Below are 15,568 nucleotides of genomic sequence, written 5' to 3'. Positions count from 1 at the left end.
ACAAGCTATATTGCAGTTAATCAATAATTTAGGAAAAACACCTGTGTTTCCCCTCTACGATGAAAATCCGACGCGAATTACCCCGTATTTCACCTATGGGTTAATTGGCATGAATGTTTTAGTTTTTATTCACGAGGTGAGCCTGTCACATGCACAATTGAGTCAGTTTTTAAGTGAGTATGCGGTAGTACCTCAAGAGTTAACCACCAATTTGAATGGAGAGTGGATAACGTTATTTACGTCGCAATTCTTACACGGCGGTTGGTGGCACTTAATCTCAAATATGGTGTTTCTCTGGGTTTTTGGCAACAATATTGAAGATCGTTTAGGTCATGCCAAATATCTGATTTTTTATTTGGCGTGTGGTGCTTTAGCTGCCTTGTGCCAATGGTTTATTGGGATGAATTCTGAGATTCCTTCCTTAGGGGCAAGTGGTGCAATTTCTGGGATTTTGGGTGCATACATTATCCGCTTTCCCCAGGCTCAAGTCATGACTTTAATATTTTTGGGGTTTTTCATCACCACAATCAGAGTGCCAGCACTAGTAATAATTGGACTTTTCATTGTGCAAAATGTAATTTCTGGTCTTGCTACCCTGCAAACAGCCGCTAACATGAGCGTGGAAACTGGTGGGGTTGCATATTGGGCGCACATCGGTGGTTTTATATTTGGGGTAATTCTTGCTCCTTTATTTGGCTTGTTTCGGCGCGACTGAATACAGCATTTCCTGAAACTCGTAGCAAAAAAATTGCTACCTTTCAATTCTCTGCGAGACGATTCTCTTTCAGAGACGCTAAAGCGAATGCCAAGGCGAATGCGATCGTCTGCGTTAAAATTTACACATTTGAAACTATTAGTTTTTGTTGGCACTCGCTGAAACTTCTTCTGACTGTTCTACCTCAGATGTAAATGCTGATGATTTTGGAACTTCTTCAGGTGCAGAAACGATGATATCAGCACCATTGATAATTGCTCCCAATAACCCCAGTTCAGATTCAACCAATTGATCGATAGCTTCACCTAGCATATTCTCCTGCGTATAGTTTGGTCGCGCCACTAGTACGATCCCATCGCTGTAGGGTTGAATTAACAAAGGGTCATTGGATATGCTGAGGGGGCTAGTATCTAAAATTACTAAATCAAAACGTTCGCGGACATCTTCTATCAGCCGCCGCATTTCGCTGGATTCAAGAATAGCAGCGGATTGCCGTACTGGGCCAGGGCTAGGAAGAATGTATAAATTTTCAACATCAGGAACTAAACGAATACATTCACTCAAATTAGCGTAATAACGTAGGGGTTCAATAGTGGCTTCAGGGTCAGGAATTACTTTTAACGATGTACAACGGGAAGGCGATCGCAAATCTGTTTCGATAATTAAGGTTCTTTTACCAGCACGGGCGGAAGCAACACCCAAATTATAAGCACTTGCCGTTTTACCCTCTAGGCTACTGGTGCTAGTAATCAATACTACCTTTAAGTTTTTACCACCAATGCGGCGCATATTACTACGGAATTTCTCATAAAATTCTAAATAAGGAGAATCTTGGGAAAATACTACCGGTACAGCATCTGGCTCCAAATCATCAACTGGCATTAAAGGCAATTCTCCCAACAGTGCCACTTCTCGTTGCTTGAGGCTCTCGCGAATATCCTCTCTGGTTTTGAAAGTCCCTTCCAGCGCTCCCAACAAAAATATCACTCCGCCACCAATCAATACACCTAAGAAACCACCCACGGCAAGGGTAATAGGCACACTCTTCGGAGGTTTGGCATCGACAGTGACTGCGGGGCGTCTGGCAACGCTGAGGCTGCTAGTCGTTTCTGCCTCTGCGGTTTTCGCATCTGTTAGCTTCACCTGCATTTGGTCATAGATGGCTTTTTTGAGTCCAACCTCCTGTTCTAAACGCGATCGCTCTAATTGCTTATTGGGTATTAGAGCATACTCTCGCCGGAGTCGCGCTTCTAGTTGGATTTCTTGAGCTAGTTGTTGTTGCAGTGTCTCCCTTTGAGTTTGTAAAGACACCATTTGGTTTGCCAATTGCTGGCGTGTTGGATCTAAGCTGCTTTGAGTGCGAATACCTGCAACGCTACCCTGAAGCGGAGCCGCAGTCCCACCACCACCTAAAACTTCAGCAGCACGTTGTTGTAGTAATTCCTCAGCAGCTTGTTTCTGACGCATTAACTGCACCATCGTTGGATGTTCCGGCCGCAAATCTTTTCTGAGTACGGCGATTTGCGATTCACTTTGATAAATTTGCGCTCGTAAGTTACCAATAATTGGATCGGCACTCAAAGCAGAAGAAACATAAGCTTGTCCGACTGTTAAGCCTAACTTATTTTGTAAACTGCGAGCTTGACCATCAACCCCAGAAATAGTTAATTGAATTTGCCGTTGGAGATTTTGGCTGGCAGTAATGGCGCTTAACAAGCTACCATTCTCTGCTGCTAATATTGCTGTTCGCTCGACGCGATCGTACTGTTCCAACTTCTTTTCAGCAATTTGCAATTCCCGTTTAGCTTGTGGTGTGCGATCGTTAATCTTTTGAATAATTGCTTGTAAGCGCCCAGTATTGATGTCACTACTCAACTTGATCATTGCTTGCATCAATTCCGTCAATACCTGTATGCCTCGTTTGGCGTCACTATCTACATATTTAAGTTCAAAGGTAGAAGATTCTAATTCTCCACTCTTAGCATTTTTTTTAGGTAGAGCAAGAGCAAGACTTGCACCGAGTTGTTTCGGTTTGACACCCACTTTCTCCGCCACACTTGCAATTATCTGGTTTGATAGTAAAACTTCCTCATTTAGTTCCTTTCCTTGCTGTTGGATTTCATTACCAGTTGCAGAGAAAGAAACTGGTGGTCCACTATAAGTAAGTGCCCCAGATGCTATATAGCTAATAGGTGGCTCTGGTTGCATAGCTACCACAGTCGATCCGGCGACAACTAAACCAAAACTAGCTAGTCCAATCCACTTATATTTATCAAAAGCAATAAGATAGCGTTTAACAATTGGTGGGGTCATGGTCGCTTCGCTCCAATTCAAAATTTAAATATTCAAAATTCAAAATTTAGGAAGCACCAAACTAAAGATAGTGGCTTTGATACAAGTATGCTATCAACTTCCTACTGTATATATCGGTTGATATCTTTAAAATTTTTCCATTAATAAATTCAAATATCAGTTAGAGATGTGCCTTCCTACACTCCAAACTATTTCGAGGTTGTATCTTTCTTTTAATGTTACTAATTCGATCCACCACCGATGTTGTCAAAAAACCGGAGAAAGGATTGAACATTGAAGAAAGGTTGGGTAATGGTGGTCAAGAAATTAGTAATTCTACCAATGAGGTTCCGACCAACAACAATAACATCATTATCTTGAAGTGCTACATTTTGCGATGCATCACCGCCTAGAGCTTTTTTAGCATCAAGTTTTTGGGTAACAGCTTTGCCTCGTTCCGAATCAAAGCGAACCAGAGCGATATCTCTCAGATTAGCAGTGTCTAGATTTACACCTCCCAAAGCATCTACAAATGTACTGCCGTTAGGCAGTGCTTGAATGGAAAGACCACCCGCAGCGTAGTTTAAAACTCGGACTCTAATCTGTGGTGTGGCCAAGGATGAACGTGCTACTAAATTGCGGTCATAACCATCCTCATTACCAACTTCACGACGGGGCACGAGTATTGCATCTCCGTCTTGTAAGCGTAAATTCGGGATTGAACCGCCATTTTGCAATGCTGCGTATAAGTCAATAGTTTGTGAAATCACAGAACCATCGATTAACTTTCGCCGTACTTGCACCTGTCGCAGGTCTGCATTCAAAGTTGAACCACCAGATGTTAGCAAAGCATCAGCAACGCGGGGTGTTGGTGAATTAATTGGATAAATTCCTGGTCGAAATATTTCCCCGCTAATAGTAACTTGAACTGGTCGCGTTCCTGCCAAGGATACCACCACGATTGGATCTGGAAAAAAGCGACTCAAGCCCAGGCGAATTTTTTCTTGAGCTTCTTCCAAGGTTAAACCTTTTAATGACACCGTTCCCACTTGCGGCACGATGATGTTGCCTTCTGGACTAATTACAGCTTGAAAACTGAGGTCTGGACGCTGTGCTGCTAAAGCTAAAACTATTATTGGATCGACTACATAACGATTTAAACCCAAGCGAATTTTTTCTTGAGCTTCTTCCAAAGTTAAACCTTGTAAAGAAACTGTTCCCAATAACGGCACCGCAATATTACCTTCTGGGTTGATTAAAGCTTGAAAGCTCAAATCTGGAAAGCGCTGAACCGAAACGCTAATTCCATCTCCTATGCCTAAACGGTATGGACCAGGAGGACGCTGAAGCACAACACCAATTGCATCTCCTGGTCCTAAAAGGTAGCGGCTCAGTTGCGGGGAAATTTCTTCATTTGTGCCTAGAGGTGCAACTTCATTAACTGGCACAGGTGAAGGGAATTTCCCTGGTGATTGTCCTTGAGATGGAAAAGGCTGGGCAACAACAAGTTGGATAGGCGTTGTTAAAAAAACTCCTACTTGAAGACTGACAAAACACAGGGCGCTGAATCCACGCATATAATAACTGGGATCTATGAACATCGGTGTAGAAAATATTGATATAGAAATTAGTCGCGCCGAGTGGTTATTTTACTCTAAAAATGCCTTCTATGTCTCTTTTATCTAGAAGTATTTACCAAGAGAAAGAGAATAATTTTGCTCAATTTAATTTCTAACTTCATGTTGTTAACATCATTTTAGATGAGTTTCAGTCTGAACACAATTTATAGACATACTCTTGATAAATCTCTGCACAAGGGCATCTATAACAGACTCTACAAAGCGCCTGCCATTAATGCAGCTTGCACTGTTTCCCCAATAGACTGGGCTAAAGTCCAAGATGTTTCTACCTGCCCCAAAGGTTCCATTGGAATCAGAATGCTCACGCCAACCCAAGGAGTGCGTTGCTTGCGCCACTGTGCCAGTTGATCTGCCAAGAACCAGTGAAAAGGTGATGGATTTCCGCCGTCTGGCATCGCATACCATTGCAAAACAGCGAAGGTTTGCTGTGGTGTGGAGGCGCGAAAGAATCTAGCTTCTACTTTAGTTTCGACATTAGAAGCCAACTTTGCAGATGGTTTCACAGTAAATTCCGCAGAACGAGATTGAGCTATATCCCACTTTCCCCAGCGCGATCTTCCCCAACCGTTAACATCTGTCCACTCTACCTCTGGTTGATCCATAGGTCCATTTTGCGGCAACAAAAGCAGGATTGCCTGGGATTCGGAACCTTCTTTTTTAACTACCTGCAAAGACCAATTATGTTCGCCAATTTGCTGTTCTGCTTGTTCAATGGTGTGCCAACCAGGAAGGGTTAACCCAGTCTTGCGGATCTGTTTTAATTCGTGGAGGGTAGGAACAGGGGGCGGCTGTTTCCATTGCCAGTGTCCTGTCAGGTATCCGGGAACCCCTGCCATTGCTAGCAGCAGTAGCAATAACAAAAGTGCTGCTACCTGAGTTAATTGGTTTTCCTTGAAAAATTTAGAGAAGGAAATCATCAGTAAAATTTGCAATACTTAGGCAAAATCTTACTTTATAAAATCACATTGTGAGTTCAGTAATATTTAGGACTTACGTATAAGTGATGAAAAATTAAGGGAGTTGAGAGTGAAGAATGGAGAACAGGGGAGAAGTTGCAGAAAATTTTCTCCTCTGCTCCTCGGTAACAGAGCGTAGCCGTACCACTTCGTGGAAGCAAGCTACGCGCAGTCTCTCGTAGAAAAGTGCTGCCTCTTTGCTTCTCTGCCTAATCCCCAATGCCTCTAACTTTCTGCCTCTTGCTCAGTTTCTAGAGATGCTGAAAAATAGCTATTAATCCAATTCAGTAAGGGCACTAGTGACACCAGCATACAAGCAGAGTAAAGATCGCCACCCCAACCCTCATGCAGCCATTTAAAAGACGCTTCTTGACCCGTGCCGTGAAAGAAAGTCAGTAGAGTATTACGAATGATATTGGCAATAATACTAACGATCGCAGCCAGAGATAAAAACGATATAGTTGTTCGTCGTGAAGACAAAGCATCTGTCCAATAAAGCAGCATCAAGCCAACGTAGATAGTCGTAAATAACATTTTCAGTCCTGCACAATAGGGAGCAACTTCTACAATCCGTCCTCCCACGTAAAGATTGATCTCATCTACGGTTACTTCCATCCCAAATTGATTCAGTATAAAGCCTGCTGTGCCAGCGATGAAGCTTTGCAGAGGCATGGTATAGGGAGCAATGAGATAGGGTAATGCTGTTGGGGTTGCTAAAAATACTAGTAGTAGAGGGAATCCTTGTAATCGCAAACCTGCTATTCCCTTAAACCACAAGCATAATCCGATTAATATCACGGGCAAGGAAAGGTTAACCCACTCTGTAACACCGCTAAGATAAAAAATTGCTCCTAATAACAACAAAACAGCGCCCAAAGGATTGATGGTATCTGGCAAACGTTTCCACTTTTTCCGGTTCATCCAGCCCAGATAAGCCGCAAATGGTAGACCAATAATTCCGTGGCTGAAATATTCGTGTTCTGTACTAATATTTTTGTGCAGCCAACCATCCAACCAGTGTAACAATATCGGAGCATAAAGCAGCAGCAAAACGCCTAAAATAGCTAGATTTAACAAGCCTGATGCGTTTATATTTTTAACCTGTTGCTGGAGTGCCATGATTTTAAGTAATTCAAAAACTTTTGGTCATTAGTCATTGATCGTTAGTCATTGGTCATTAGTTTTAGATAAAGCACAAATGACAAATGTCTAATTTTTAGATGTACATTAAGTATGAATTAACTTCAGGCTACCACGCTGCCAAGGTCAGCAGGAGATAGATTATCTACCTGATAATTTGTTGACACTGCATTGGCGATCGCTGCTACAACTTCTTTAACTTGGCTACTACTCAAACCAGGATACATCGGTAATGATAATATTTGCTTTGACAACTTCTCTGCTTGGGGAAAATCTCCTGGTTGATAGCCTAAGTTGGTGAATGCTGGCTGGAGATGACAAGGAATTGGGTAGTGAATGCCAGTTTGTATTCCCGCCGCTGTGAGTTTTTCCTGGAGTTGCTGGCGTTCTATTGGGCAAGAATCATCAACTTTAATCACATAAAGATGATAAACGTGTCCTGTATCGCTTTGATTTTCTATAGGAATAATTCCAGCAGTTGCCAAGGGTGCTAGTTCATTATCATACTGCTGGGCAATAGTCAGGCGATCGCGATTCCATTGCGGCAAATATGGGAGTTTTTTGTGCAAAATTGCTGCTTGCAAAGTATCCAAGCGGCTATTCGTACCTGGTTCAGTATGAAAATACTTTTGCGATGCACCATAATTTCGCAAGCGCACCATCTTCTGGGCTACATCTGCATCTCGTGTCAGCAGCATTCCCCCATCCCCAAATGCTCCCAAATTTTTGCTGGGATAGAAACTAAAAGCTGCTGCTATTCCTACTGAACCAGCGTAATATCCGTCTCTTTGGGCCAGATGTGCTTGGGCGGCATCTTCAAAAATGAGGAGTTTGTAGGTATCGGCAAAGTTCACTAGATCGCGTGGTGATACCATCTGACCATAGAGATGCACAGGGATAATTGCTTTAGTCTGAGGCGTAATTGCCTTTGCTGCTTCTCTTAAATCAATTAAAGCAGTTTGGCGATCGCAATCTACCAAAATTGGCTTGGCGCCAGCACGTATTACCCCAATTAAGGTGGCGATAAAAGTATTTGCGGGTAAAATCACTTCATCACCAGCACCAATATTACACGCTTGTAATCCCAGAGCGATCGCATCTGTTCCTGATGCCACACCAACTCCATAAGCTGTACCAGATACTGCCGCAAATGCTGCTTCAAAATCTGAAAGTGCTTGCCCTAAAATAAAATCTCCCCGTTCCAATACAGATTGGATTGCATCTTGCAATTGTGTTTGAATTGGTTCATGTTGTAACTTCAGGTCTACAAAAGGAACTCTAATAGTCATTTTATTCATTACCAGTCGTCCTCAAAAAATGTTTCCTCACATGAAAAAAATAGAAAACCTTGTACAATTTTCGGTATGAAATTGTCATAGATTTAATCTATTGGGTAAAGGCTTAGATCGACTATTTAGGCGGTTATGGTTAATTCAAAATCACGCCCTCTTAATTTCAGCAACCGAAGTTGCCATCAGACTTCTCTGAAGCCGCCACTCCAACTTCTCTCAAAATTCAAAAAGTTCAGAAAGTGGGCTTTTCAATAATTTGATAGCTTGCTAATCCGTAGGGATATGGTTGACCTATTTAGGTCATCCTGCACTAGGATTATCATCTCTGGGTGCTAGTTGTTATCAGTAAAATGTCTATATTTAATTACACTAATGTCTATTATTTTAAGTAAATTTACTTTGAATGTTCCAGTAAAAATTTTCCCTTATATCCATAAAGAATGACAGCCCCTTTGTATTGTATCCTTAGCATTAGCTTACCCTGGCTGAATCCAAATCTAACGCAGTCTGATTGCAAAATCTCAAGCAAGAAAGACTACACCAGTGCTAAACAAAGAACATTCAGCACCAGTAACTAGTAACTAGCAGACACCACATCTTGGCTTAATGGAAGGGAGAAAAAAATTTTGCCCTAAATTTGTTTGTCAGAGGCAAAATTAGGGAATGCTTAAAAATAGCAATTGATAACCTAGAAATAGGACTTGGATCAATTACACGATCGAGAAATTATTAAGGTAGCAGTGGCAATGATAGAGCCTGAAAACAAATTATTTGCCCTAAAGGATGGTTGGGATTCTCATGAATCAAGAGAACAGCAACGCCTCAAAGCTTTGTCCGATTTAGGTTTGCGGCAACCAGAAACGATTCCGGTTTTTGAAGAAGCCACACAGACTGCTGCCCACTTTTTGGAAGCACCAATTTCCATATTGGGATTTGTGGATCAAGAACGCCATTGGTTCAAATCGGCGATAGGCTTATCTAGACTAGGACTAATGAATCATTTGGCACAAAGCCGCCAACTACTACGCCGGGAATCATTTTGCACTCAGGTAGTAGACAGCTTTCAAGTATTTGTAATTAATGATACACATAAGCTTACCGATCCAGTACTTGCTAGCAGCAAGTTAGTGCAAGATTATGGTATTCGTGCTTACTTAGGAGCGCCATTAATTGATGCTGAGGGACATTGTTTAGGTGCATTAGCGGTGATGGATTTAGTCCCGCGCAATTTTACAACCCGAGACATTGAGTTTTTACAAATCATCGCTCGTTGGAGCATGAGTGAATTTGAACGTAACCGACTCCTGCAAGGGAAACTAGAATCAAGCGCTGCCAAGAACGTTCCGATATTTTCACTGAATGAGGAACGTAACACTGAAATTAAAATCACTGCATCTACTCAAGATAGCGACTCTGTTTCTACTAAGCAACTGAAGCTAGAACTTTTGAGTCAGCTAACTCAGGAATTACGCACGCCCTTAACATCTGTACTCGGTATGGCTAGTGTTTTAGGACGTGAGATTTATGGGCCTTTGACGACCAAGCAGAGAGAATATGTGGAAATTATCCAACACAGTGGTCGGTACTTACTTTCCCTAGTCAACGAAATTGCCGAACTAGGAGCGATGGATGAAAACTCAACTGTGCTAAATCTAGCTCCCGTGGATATTGAAATGCTATGCCAACAAGCTATCAATACTCTCGAAGAAGTAGCTAATCGTCGCGAACAAGATATTCGCCTGTCTATAGAACCGGGACGCAGTCGCATTTGGCCTTTAGATAAAGACAAGGTGCGACAAATGCTTTATCATCTGGTTTTCAGTGTGATTCAACTTTCAGCTACAGGTAGCATTGTTCGCATTCATGTTTCTTACAAAGAAGATACGCTCAACATTACTATTTGGGTTTCCCATCCCTGGTTAGGAGACGGGATAACAGAGGTCGATCCTTACTTTCGTCTAAATTCTTTGTCGCTACTGGAGCTTACAGGTGAGGTAGCAACTTACAATACTCATACAGAAAGACAAGAACAACTAGATACTTCATCTGTAGCAGTGGAAAATTCCAAAAACTTGAGTGATTCCCACTCAAATTTCTTTGCTACTAGTTCAGGTATAAATTTAGCTAAATCACATGGAAGTCTTTCTCGCGAAAGCTTAGGTCTATTATTAAGTTGTCAATTGGCAGAATTGCATGGTGGACATATTTTGATTCAAGGTTCACCAGAATCAGGATATCGTTATGTGCTTTCTTTGCCACTGCAACTAGCGACTTCCTCACAAGCAATTAGCGATGTCTAATCGTGGGGATTGGGGAAGGTGGGGCCCCCTCTGGGGATAAGGGGTAATGGAGATTAGGAAAGACGTATTTTCTATCTAGATTTGATTAATTCTCTGTGTGCTTCTGCGCTTACCTATGCCTTTAAATTTCAACCCTTAATTCGCCACCATTTTACGTCAAGCTGTACTAAGTATATGAAGAACTATCTTAACTTCCTGTTGGATGATGGCTAGGAATAAGAGCGCGATCGCGCGATGGGCAATTTCTGTTATTACCTTTTTATAGCTATAAGCATTATGATCGATTCCAAGTTCTGCGTCGGCAGGCTAATCGATCGCAATGTTTTTTATGAATTTAGTCTGGCAACGATTTACTCTATCAACTTTACCGCTCAAAGAATATCTTGCTACCAGTTATGTACACCGCTCTCTGGTGGGACTGCTAAGTTCTTGGCGGCAAACTAGCGTCTTGCTCCAGTGGGGAGATGCGATCGCAGCGGCTTTACTCAGCTTAATATATGCTCTAGCACCTTTTGCTTCGAGTACATTGGTGGGTTTTTTGCTGGTGGCTTGTGTCGGATTTTGGCTGTTGTTGACTTTATCTGATGAAGTAACACCAGTAAATATCTCGTCGTCAGTCACTCCCATTCACTTGCTGGTACTGCTTTACTGGGGAGTTGCCGCAATCGCAACAGCATTATCACCAGTGAAAAAGGCGGCACTTAACGACTTGGGAACCTTGACCTTGTATTTGCTACTATTTACCCTTTGTGCCAGGGTATTAAGGTCGCCTCGCCTCCGTTCTTGGATTATCATCCTTTATCTGCACGTATCGTTAATTGTTAGTGTATACGGGTTGCGGCAATGGTTTTTTGGAGCCACAGCACTGGCAACTTGGGTCGATCCAGAATCTCCTATGTCTAAGACTACAAGAGTCTACAGTTATTTAGGCAATCCCAACTTATTGGCTGGATACCTCTTACCAGCAGTAATTTTTAGCTTAGTGGCAATTTTTGTATGGCACAGCTGGCCTAAAAAAGCTCTTGCATTAACGATGCTAATTGTCAATATTTCCTGCCTGATTCTGACTTTTAGTCGTGGTGGTTGGATTGGACTAGTGGTGGCAGTGTTAGCTGTGATGGCATTGCTAGTTTATTGGAAAAGCGTGGAAATGCCTCGTTTTTGGCGTACTTGGTCAATACCGATTGTTTTAGGAGGTTTGATCGGCGTATTGGTGCTAGCAGTGATATTTGTAGAGCCAGTGCGGCTGCGAGTGTTTAGTATTTTTGCCGACCGTAAGGATAGCAGTAATAATTTTCGCCGAAATGTGTGGGATGCTGTTTTTGAAATGATTCGCGATCGCCCGATTTTCGGCATTGGGCCCGGTCACGGCTCTTTTAATAAAGTTTATCCCCTCTACCAACGCCCTCGTTACACTGCTTTGAGCGCCTATTCGATATTGTTTGAAGTGACTGTAGAAACTGGCTTTGTTGGTTTAGCCTGCTTTCTCTGGCTCCTAATTGTCACATTTAATACGGCACTTTTGCAACTGCGACGATTGCGACAAATCAGAAGTGTAGAAGGATTTTGGTTAATTGGAGCGATCGCTATTTTGTTGGGTATGCTAGCTCACGGTACCGTAGATACTGTCTGGTATCGTCCTGAAGTCAATACCCTCTGGTGGCTGATCGTTGCCTTAATTGCCAGCTATTGGACACCTTTAGCTCAAAACCAGACAAATTCAACTAACTCAGAACCAGCAGTAAATTAACATAAATAAGTTGTCAGTTGTTTTCTTACCGGACACCTGACAACTTTTGAATTTTCCATGAATAAATTTTGAATTGTCTAATCTCTGTAGGTAGTGGCACTTGGGGCATTAGGGTCGCGATAAGCTACAGATTCGCGATCGTTCTTTTTGCCAGCCAACCCGCCTAGACCGAATAAACCAAGCAATCCTAGCCAACCCCAATCAAAATCGTTGCGATCGTTAGTAGTCGTTGTTGGAGCAGTAGTAGTAGCTCCGGTATCATTAGTTGTCTGAGCTTGTGCAGATAGAGTTAAAGGTAAAATTCCCATACTCAAGGTGAGAACGCCAGCGCCAACAGCTGTAATCAAATTACTTTTCATAAGTTGTAAAAGTTCCTGATGCTATCCGAAGTCACTCACCACTGTATCGAGTCTCAACCTTAACAAAATCAATCTGCGGCTATAAAATAAGCATTTTTATAACTCACGCTATAGACATACAACATGGTTTTCACAGCAGTCTGTTTCTCATTCTTGCTGTGGTAGTTTAGCAACACTGAATCCTCAGTAGCTTTTCATGGCCCGTTGAATATCACGCTGGTCTTGGCGTCGTTTCAGGTCTTCTCGCTTATCGTGGAGCTTTTTACCTTTGCCAAGGGCTATACTGACTTTTAGCCAGCCTCGTTTGAGATACATTTTCAAAGGGATTAAAGTTAAACCCTGCTGCTCGACTTTGCCAATTAGCTTACGCAGTTCTTGACGATGCAATAGAAGCTTGCGTGTACGCCTTGGTTCGTGATTAAAATATTGTCCACTGGCGTTGTAAGGCGAGATATGCACATTGATCAACCATGCTTCGCCATTGCGAAGCAAAGCATAGCCATCTTGGAGATTGACTTTACCCGCGCGAATCGACTTCACCTCTGTTCCTGTCAACTCAATTCCAGCTTCGTAAGTTTCTAGAATTTCATACAAATAACGGGCTTGACGGTTGTCGCAAATGACTTTGTAACCTTCGTTCTTGTCGCTCATTGATAATTTTGTGTGCTTTAAATGTACCTAAAAAATTATTTGGATTGGCTTGTGAATTATACGGTGTATCTTAGAACCGCTATAAATGGTGAACTGTATATCACTAATTTAGCTTTTCTAAGTTCACAATTAAGGTTTTCTGGCAACTTTTAAGTTAGCTGATAGCGATTACCTCGATTACCTCTGAGGTTTCATAGAACAAGTTACTTGAGCAACTTGTCTCACCAAGCCTGATTTTGTGCAGTTTCACAAATAGGACTTACACATCAAGTAAAGGCAATACCCTATGGGAAACCACTACTCTACGAAAGACTCAGCGTAACTTGCTTCTTTGCGTTTAGATGAATTCCCCTCACTCCCTTTTTGCATAAATCCTGACAAATAATTGGTATGACGCTAATGAAAATTTACTCTCCTTGATTGATGAGTTGTTACAAATTACAAAGCTCTCTATACCTCCTAAGCACAGGGAGTCTAAGGTGGTTACACTTCGTTAATCTTCCTAATGATTTAAGATTTCCTTTATAAATAAACCCAGAGAGCAGTCATTAGCTGGTAATCCTGTCTTAGTATGAAACATAAGAACACTATTATTGTGTGTGTTCAGTAACGGAGTAAATAGAAGCAAATTTCTGAGTAAAAAAATGCTAGGGGTGTATTATCCATGCCCTTGACGATCCTTGTAGTGGATGATGATTTGGGCACTCGTCTGTCTGTTAGCGACTATCTTGAACTGTCTGGCTACTCGGTGATCGTGGCTAATGACGGTCAAGAGGCTTTGTTTATGGTGGATGAGTATCATCCTGATTTGATTGTCACGGATATTGTTATGCCACGGATGAATGGCTATGAACTGGTGCGCCGGGTGCGTCAACAACCAGTGTTTCGTTTATTGCCTGTAATTTTATTAACGGCACGCATTAAGACCCAAGAAAGAATTTTGGGCTACCAGTCAGGGTGCGATTTATATTTACCCAAGCCTTTTGAACTGGAAGAGTTAGCAGCAGCAATCCGCAATCTTTTAGAGCGATCGCAAATTATCCAATCAGAGTATCGTTTTTCTCATAAAGACAGTTTGGGCATTTCCGGCTTAACAAAAGCGGGAGACGCCCATAATTCTCTGTCCACTCAAATTCAGAAATCTCATCTGCACTCAGCCCTAACTCACAGAGAACAGGAAGTCTTAGAGTTATTGACTCATGGTCTTTCTAATGCCGAAATGGGTCATCAGCTACACCTGAGTCCTCGAACTGTGGAAAAGTATGTTAGCAGTTTATTGAGAAAAACCTCAACCAGCAACCGCGCGGAATTAGTCCGTTATGCGATGAAGCATGGTTTAGTGGAATAAAAGTTAGGAGTTAAAAGTGAGGAGTGAGGAATTAAAACTCCTGACTCCTAATATCATGTTCGCTTGATTACTTATAAACCCAAAGAACCCCACCCCGCCAAAGCTACGCTTTGTCTCCAGGGGATTAAGGGGTGGGGTGCAATGACTGTAGAAATCATAACTAATTATGCGAACATGATATAACTCATAACTCTTCACTTTTAACTTTTGTCAGCAGACCTTCACAAGCATCGATCAGTAAATCAATAACCTGATTAAATCCCTCTTGACCACCATAATAGGGATCTGGAACTTCCTTTAGAGTGTGTCGAGAGCAAAACTCGCACATCAAACGCACTTTATGCTGATATTGCCTAGCTCGATCGAGAGTGAGGATGTTCTCATAATTTTCTCGATCCATAGCCAAAATTAAATCAAAGTCTTGAAAGTCTGACTTTTGAAACTGGCGTGCTCGACCACACAGTTTAATTCCCAATTTTGTAGCCGCCGCCGCACTCATGCGTCTGTCAGGTGGGCTACCAACGTGATAGCTAGATGTACCAGCAGAGTCACAGAGGATGCGTTCGCTCAAGCCAGACTGCTCAATTAGATGATTCATGATATTTTCTGCCGATGGCGATCGGCAGATGTTACCTAAGCAGACAAACAGCAACTTGTAAGGCATAGATATACTTTGTCCTTTGTCAATAGTCATTTGCCCTTTGTCCAAAGTCCAATCGTCTTTTGACTAATGACCAATGACTAATGACTAATGACTAATGACTAATGACCAATGACTAAAATCCAGGTAACTCCAACCCACTGGTTAATTCTTCCATGCGTTCCCGCATTGTTGCTGTGGACTTGTTGTAGGCTTCTTTCATTGCCACTGTTACGAGATCGGAAAGTACTTCTGCACCTTCTGCTAAAGCATCTGGAGAAATTTCTACCCGCTTGGGTTCTTGGTTTCCACTGACAATCACCTTTACAAGACCACCGCCAGATTCTCCTTGAATCTCCATTTGCTCCAATTCTTCTTGGAGTCGCTTTGCGCCTTCTTGAACTTGCTGCGCTTTCTTAAAAGCTTCGGCTAATTCTTTCATTTTTCCTAAGCCAAAGCCGAATCCCTGTCCTTTTCCTGTCATA

The 15,568-nt window shown here is 42.2% G+C and carries 13 protein-coding genes; 4 read left to right on the top strand and 9 right to left on the bottom strand.

Going from position 1 to position 15,568, the window contains the following annotated elements; genetic code table 11:
- The first annotated feature begins 43 nt into the window (after window positions 1-43).
- Window positions 44-715, top strand: a complete 672-nt coding sequence (locus V7K84_RS30025) for a rhomboid family intramembrane serine protease (RefSeq protein WP_334843601.1) — start codon at window positions 44-46, stop codon at window positions 713-715.
- A 138-nt stretch (window positions 716-853) separates the two neighbouring features.
- Here V7K84_RS30025 and V7K84_RS30020 read toward each other — a convergent pair whose 3' ends face one another.
- The 5 genes from V7K84_RS30020 to V7K84_RS30000 all read right to left on the bottom strand — a co-directional run bounded on the left by V7K84_RS30020 (window position 854) and on the right by V7K84_RS30000 (window position 8,041).
- Window positions 854-3,028: a GumC family protein gene (locus tag V7K84_RS30020; protein WP_334843599.1), complete on the bottom strand. Its 2,175-nt coding sequence runs from the start codon at window positions 3,026-3,028 to the stop codon at window positions 854-856.
- Between the two features lie 221 nt (window positions 3,029-3,249).
- The gene (locus tag V7K84_RS30015; RefSeq protein ID WP_334843598.1) at window positions 3,250-4,608 is read right to left on the bottom strand and encodes a polysaccharide biosynthesis/export family protein; all 1,359 of its coding nucleotides are present in this window, start codon (window positions 4,606-4,608) and stop codon (window positions 3,250-3,252) included.
- A 233-nt stretch (window positions 4,609-4,841) separates the two neighbouring features.
- A complete protein-coding gene (locus V7K84_RS30010) occupies window positions 4,842-5,564 on the bottom strand; it encodes a cyanoexosortase B system-associated protein (RefSeq protein WP_334843596.1) in 723 nt (240 codons plus the stop codon).
- Window positions 5,565-5,828: 264 nt separating this feature from the next.
- Window positions 5,829-6,722, bottom strand: coding sequence for a cyanoexosortase B (gene crtB / locus V7K84_RS30005; protein ID WP_334843594.1), 894 nt, complete (start codon window positions 6,720-6,722; stop codon window positions 5,829-5,831).
- Window positions 6,723-6,847: 125 nt separating this feature from the next.
- Complete coding sequence (locus V7K84_RS30000) at window positions 6,848-8,041, bottom strand: DegT/DnrJ/EryC1/StrS family aminotransferase (protein ID WP_334843592.1); 1,194 nt, start codon at window positions 8,039-8,041, stop codon at window positions 6,848-6,850.
- A 740-nt stretch (window positions 8,042-8,781) separates the two neighbouring features.
- Here V7K84_RS30000 and V7K84_RS29995 point away from each other — a divergent pair.
- Complete coding sequence (locus V7K84_RS29995) at window positions 8,782-10,335, top strand: GAF domain-containing sensor histidine kinase (RefSeq protein ID WP_334843779.1); 1,554 nt, start codon at window positions 8,782-8,784, stop codon at window positions 10,333-10,335.
- Window positions 10,336-10,663: 328 nt separating this feature from the next.
- Window positions 10,664-12,085, top strand: a complete 1,422-nt coding sequence (locus V7K84_RS29990; protein ID WP_334843591.1) for an IctB family putative bicarbonate transporter — start codon at window positions 10,664-10,666, stop codon at window positions 12,083-12,085.
- 77 nt (window positions 12,086-12,162) lie between these two features.
- Here the strand turns inward: V7K84_RS29990 and V7K84_RS29985 are convergent, their stop codons facing one another.
- Both V7K84_RS29985 and smpB read right to left on the bottom strand, forming a co-directional pair.
- Window positions 12,163-12,444, bottom strand: coding sequence for a WGxxGxxG family protein (locus V7K84_RS29985; protein ID WP_334843589.1), 282 nt, complete (start codon window positions 12,442-12,444; stop codon window positions 12,163-12,165).
- A 183-nt stretch (window positions 12,445-12,627) separates the two neighbouring features.
- The gene (gene smpB, locus V7K84_RS29980) at window positions 12,628-13,095 is read right to left on the bottom strand and encodes an SsrA-binding protein SmpB (protein WP_094349892.1); all 468 of its coding nucleotides are present in this window, start codon (window positions 13,093-13,095) and stop codon (window positions 12,628-12,630) included.
- A 664-nt stretch (window positions 13,096-13,759) separates the two neighbouring features.
- Between smpB and V7K84_RS29975 the strand changes: the two genes are divergently transcribed.
- Window positions 13,760-14,443, top strand: coding sequence for a response regulator transcription factor (locus V7K84_RS29975; RefSeq protein WP_194040237.1), 684 nt, complete (start codon window positions 13,760-13,762; stop codon window positions 14,441-14,443).
- A gap of 184 nt (window positions 14,444-14,627) precedes the next feature.
- Here V7K84_RS29975 and V7K84_RS29970 read toward each other — a convergent pair whose 3' ends face one another.
- Complete coding sequence (locus V7K84_RS29970; RefSeq protein ID WP_334843777.1) at window positions 14,628-15,107, bottom strand: low molecular weight protein-tyrosine-phosphatase; 480 nt, start codon at window positions 15,105-15,107, stop codon at window positions 14,628-14,630.
- Window positions 15,108-15,219: 112 nt separating this feature from the next.
- Complete coding sequence (locus tag V7K84_RS29965) at window positions 15,220-15,567, bottom strand: YbaB/EbfC family nucleoid-associated protein (RefSeq protein WP_099100025.1); 348 nt, start codon at window positions 15,565-15,567, stop codon at window positions 15,220-15,222.
- Window position 15,568: the final 1 nt, after the last annotated feature.

This window comes from Nostoc sp. (genome assembly GCF_036917315.1).
GTDB lineage: Bacteria > Cyanobacteriota > Cyanobacteriia > Cyanobacteriales > Nostocaceae > Nostoc.
Note: the sequence above shows the minus strand (reverse complement) of the source record. Positions and strands in the feature narration are given on the sequence as shown.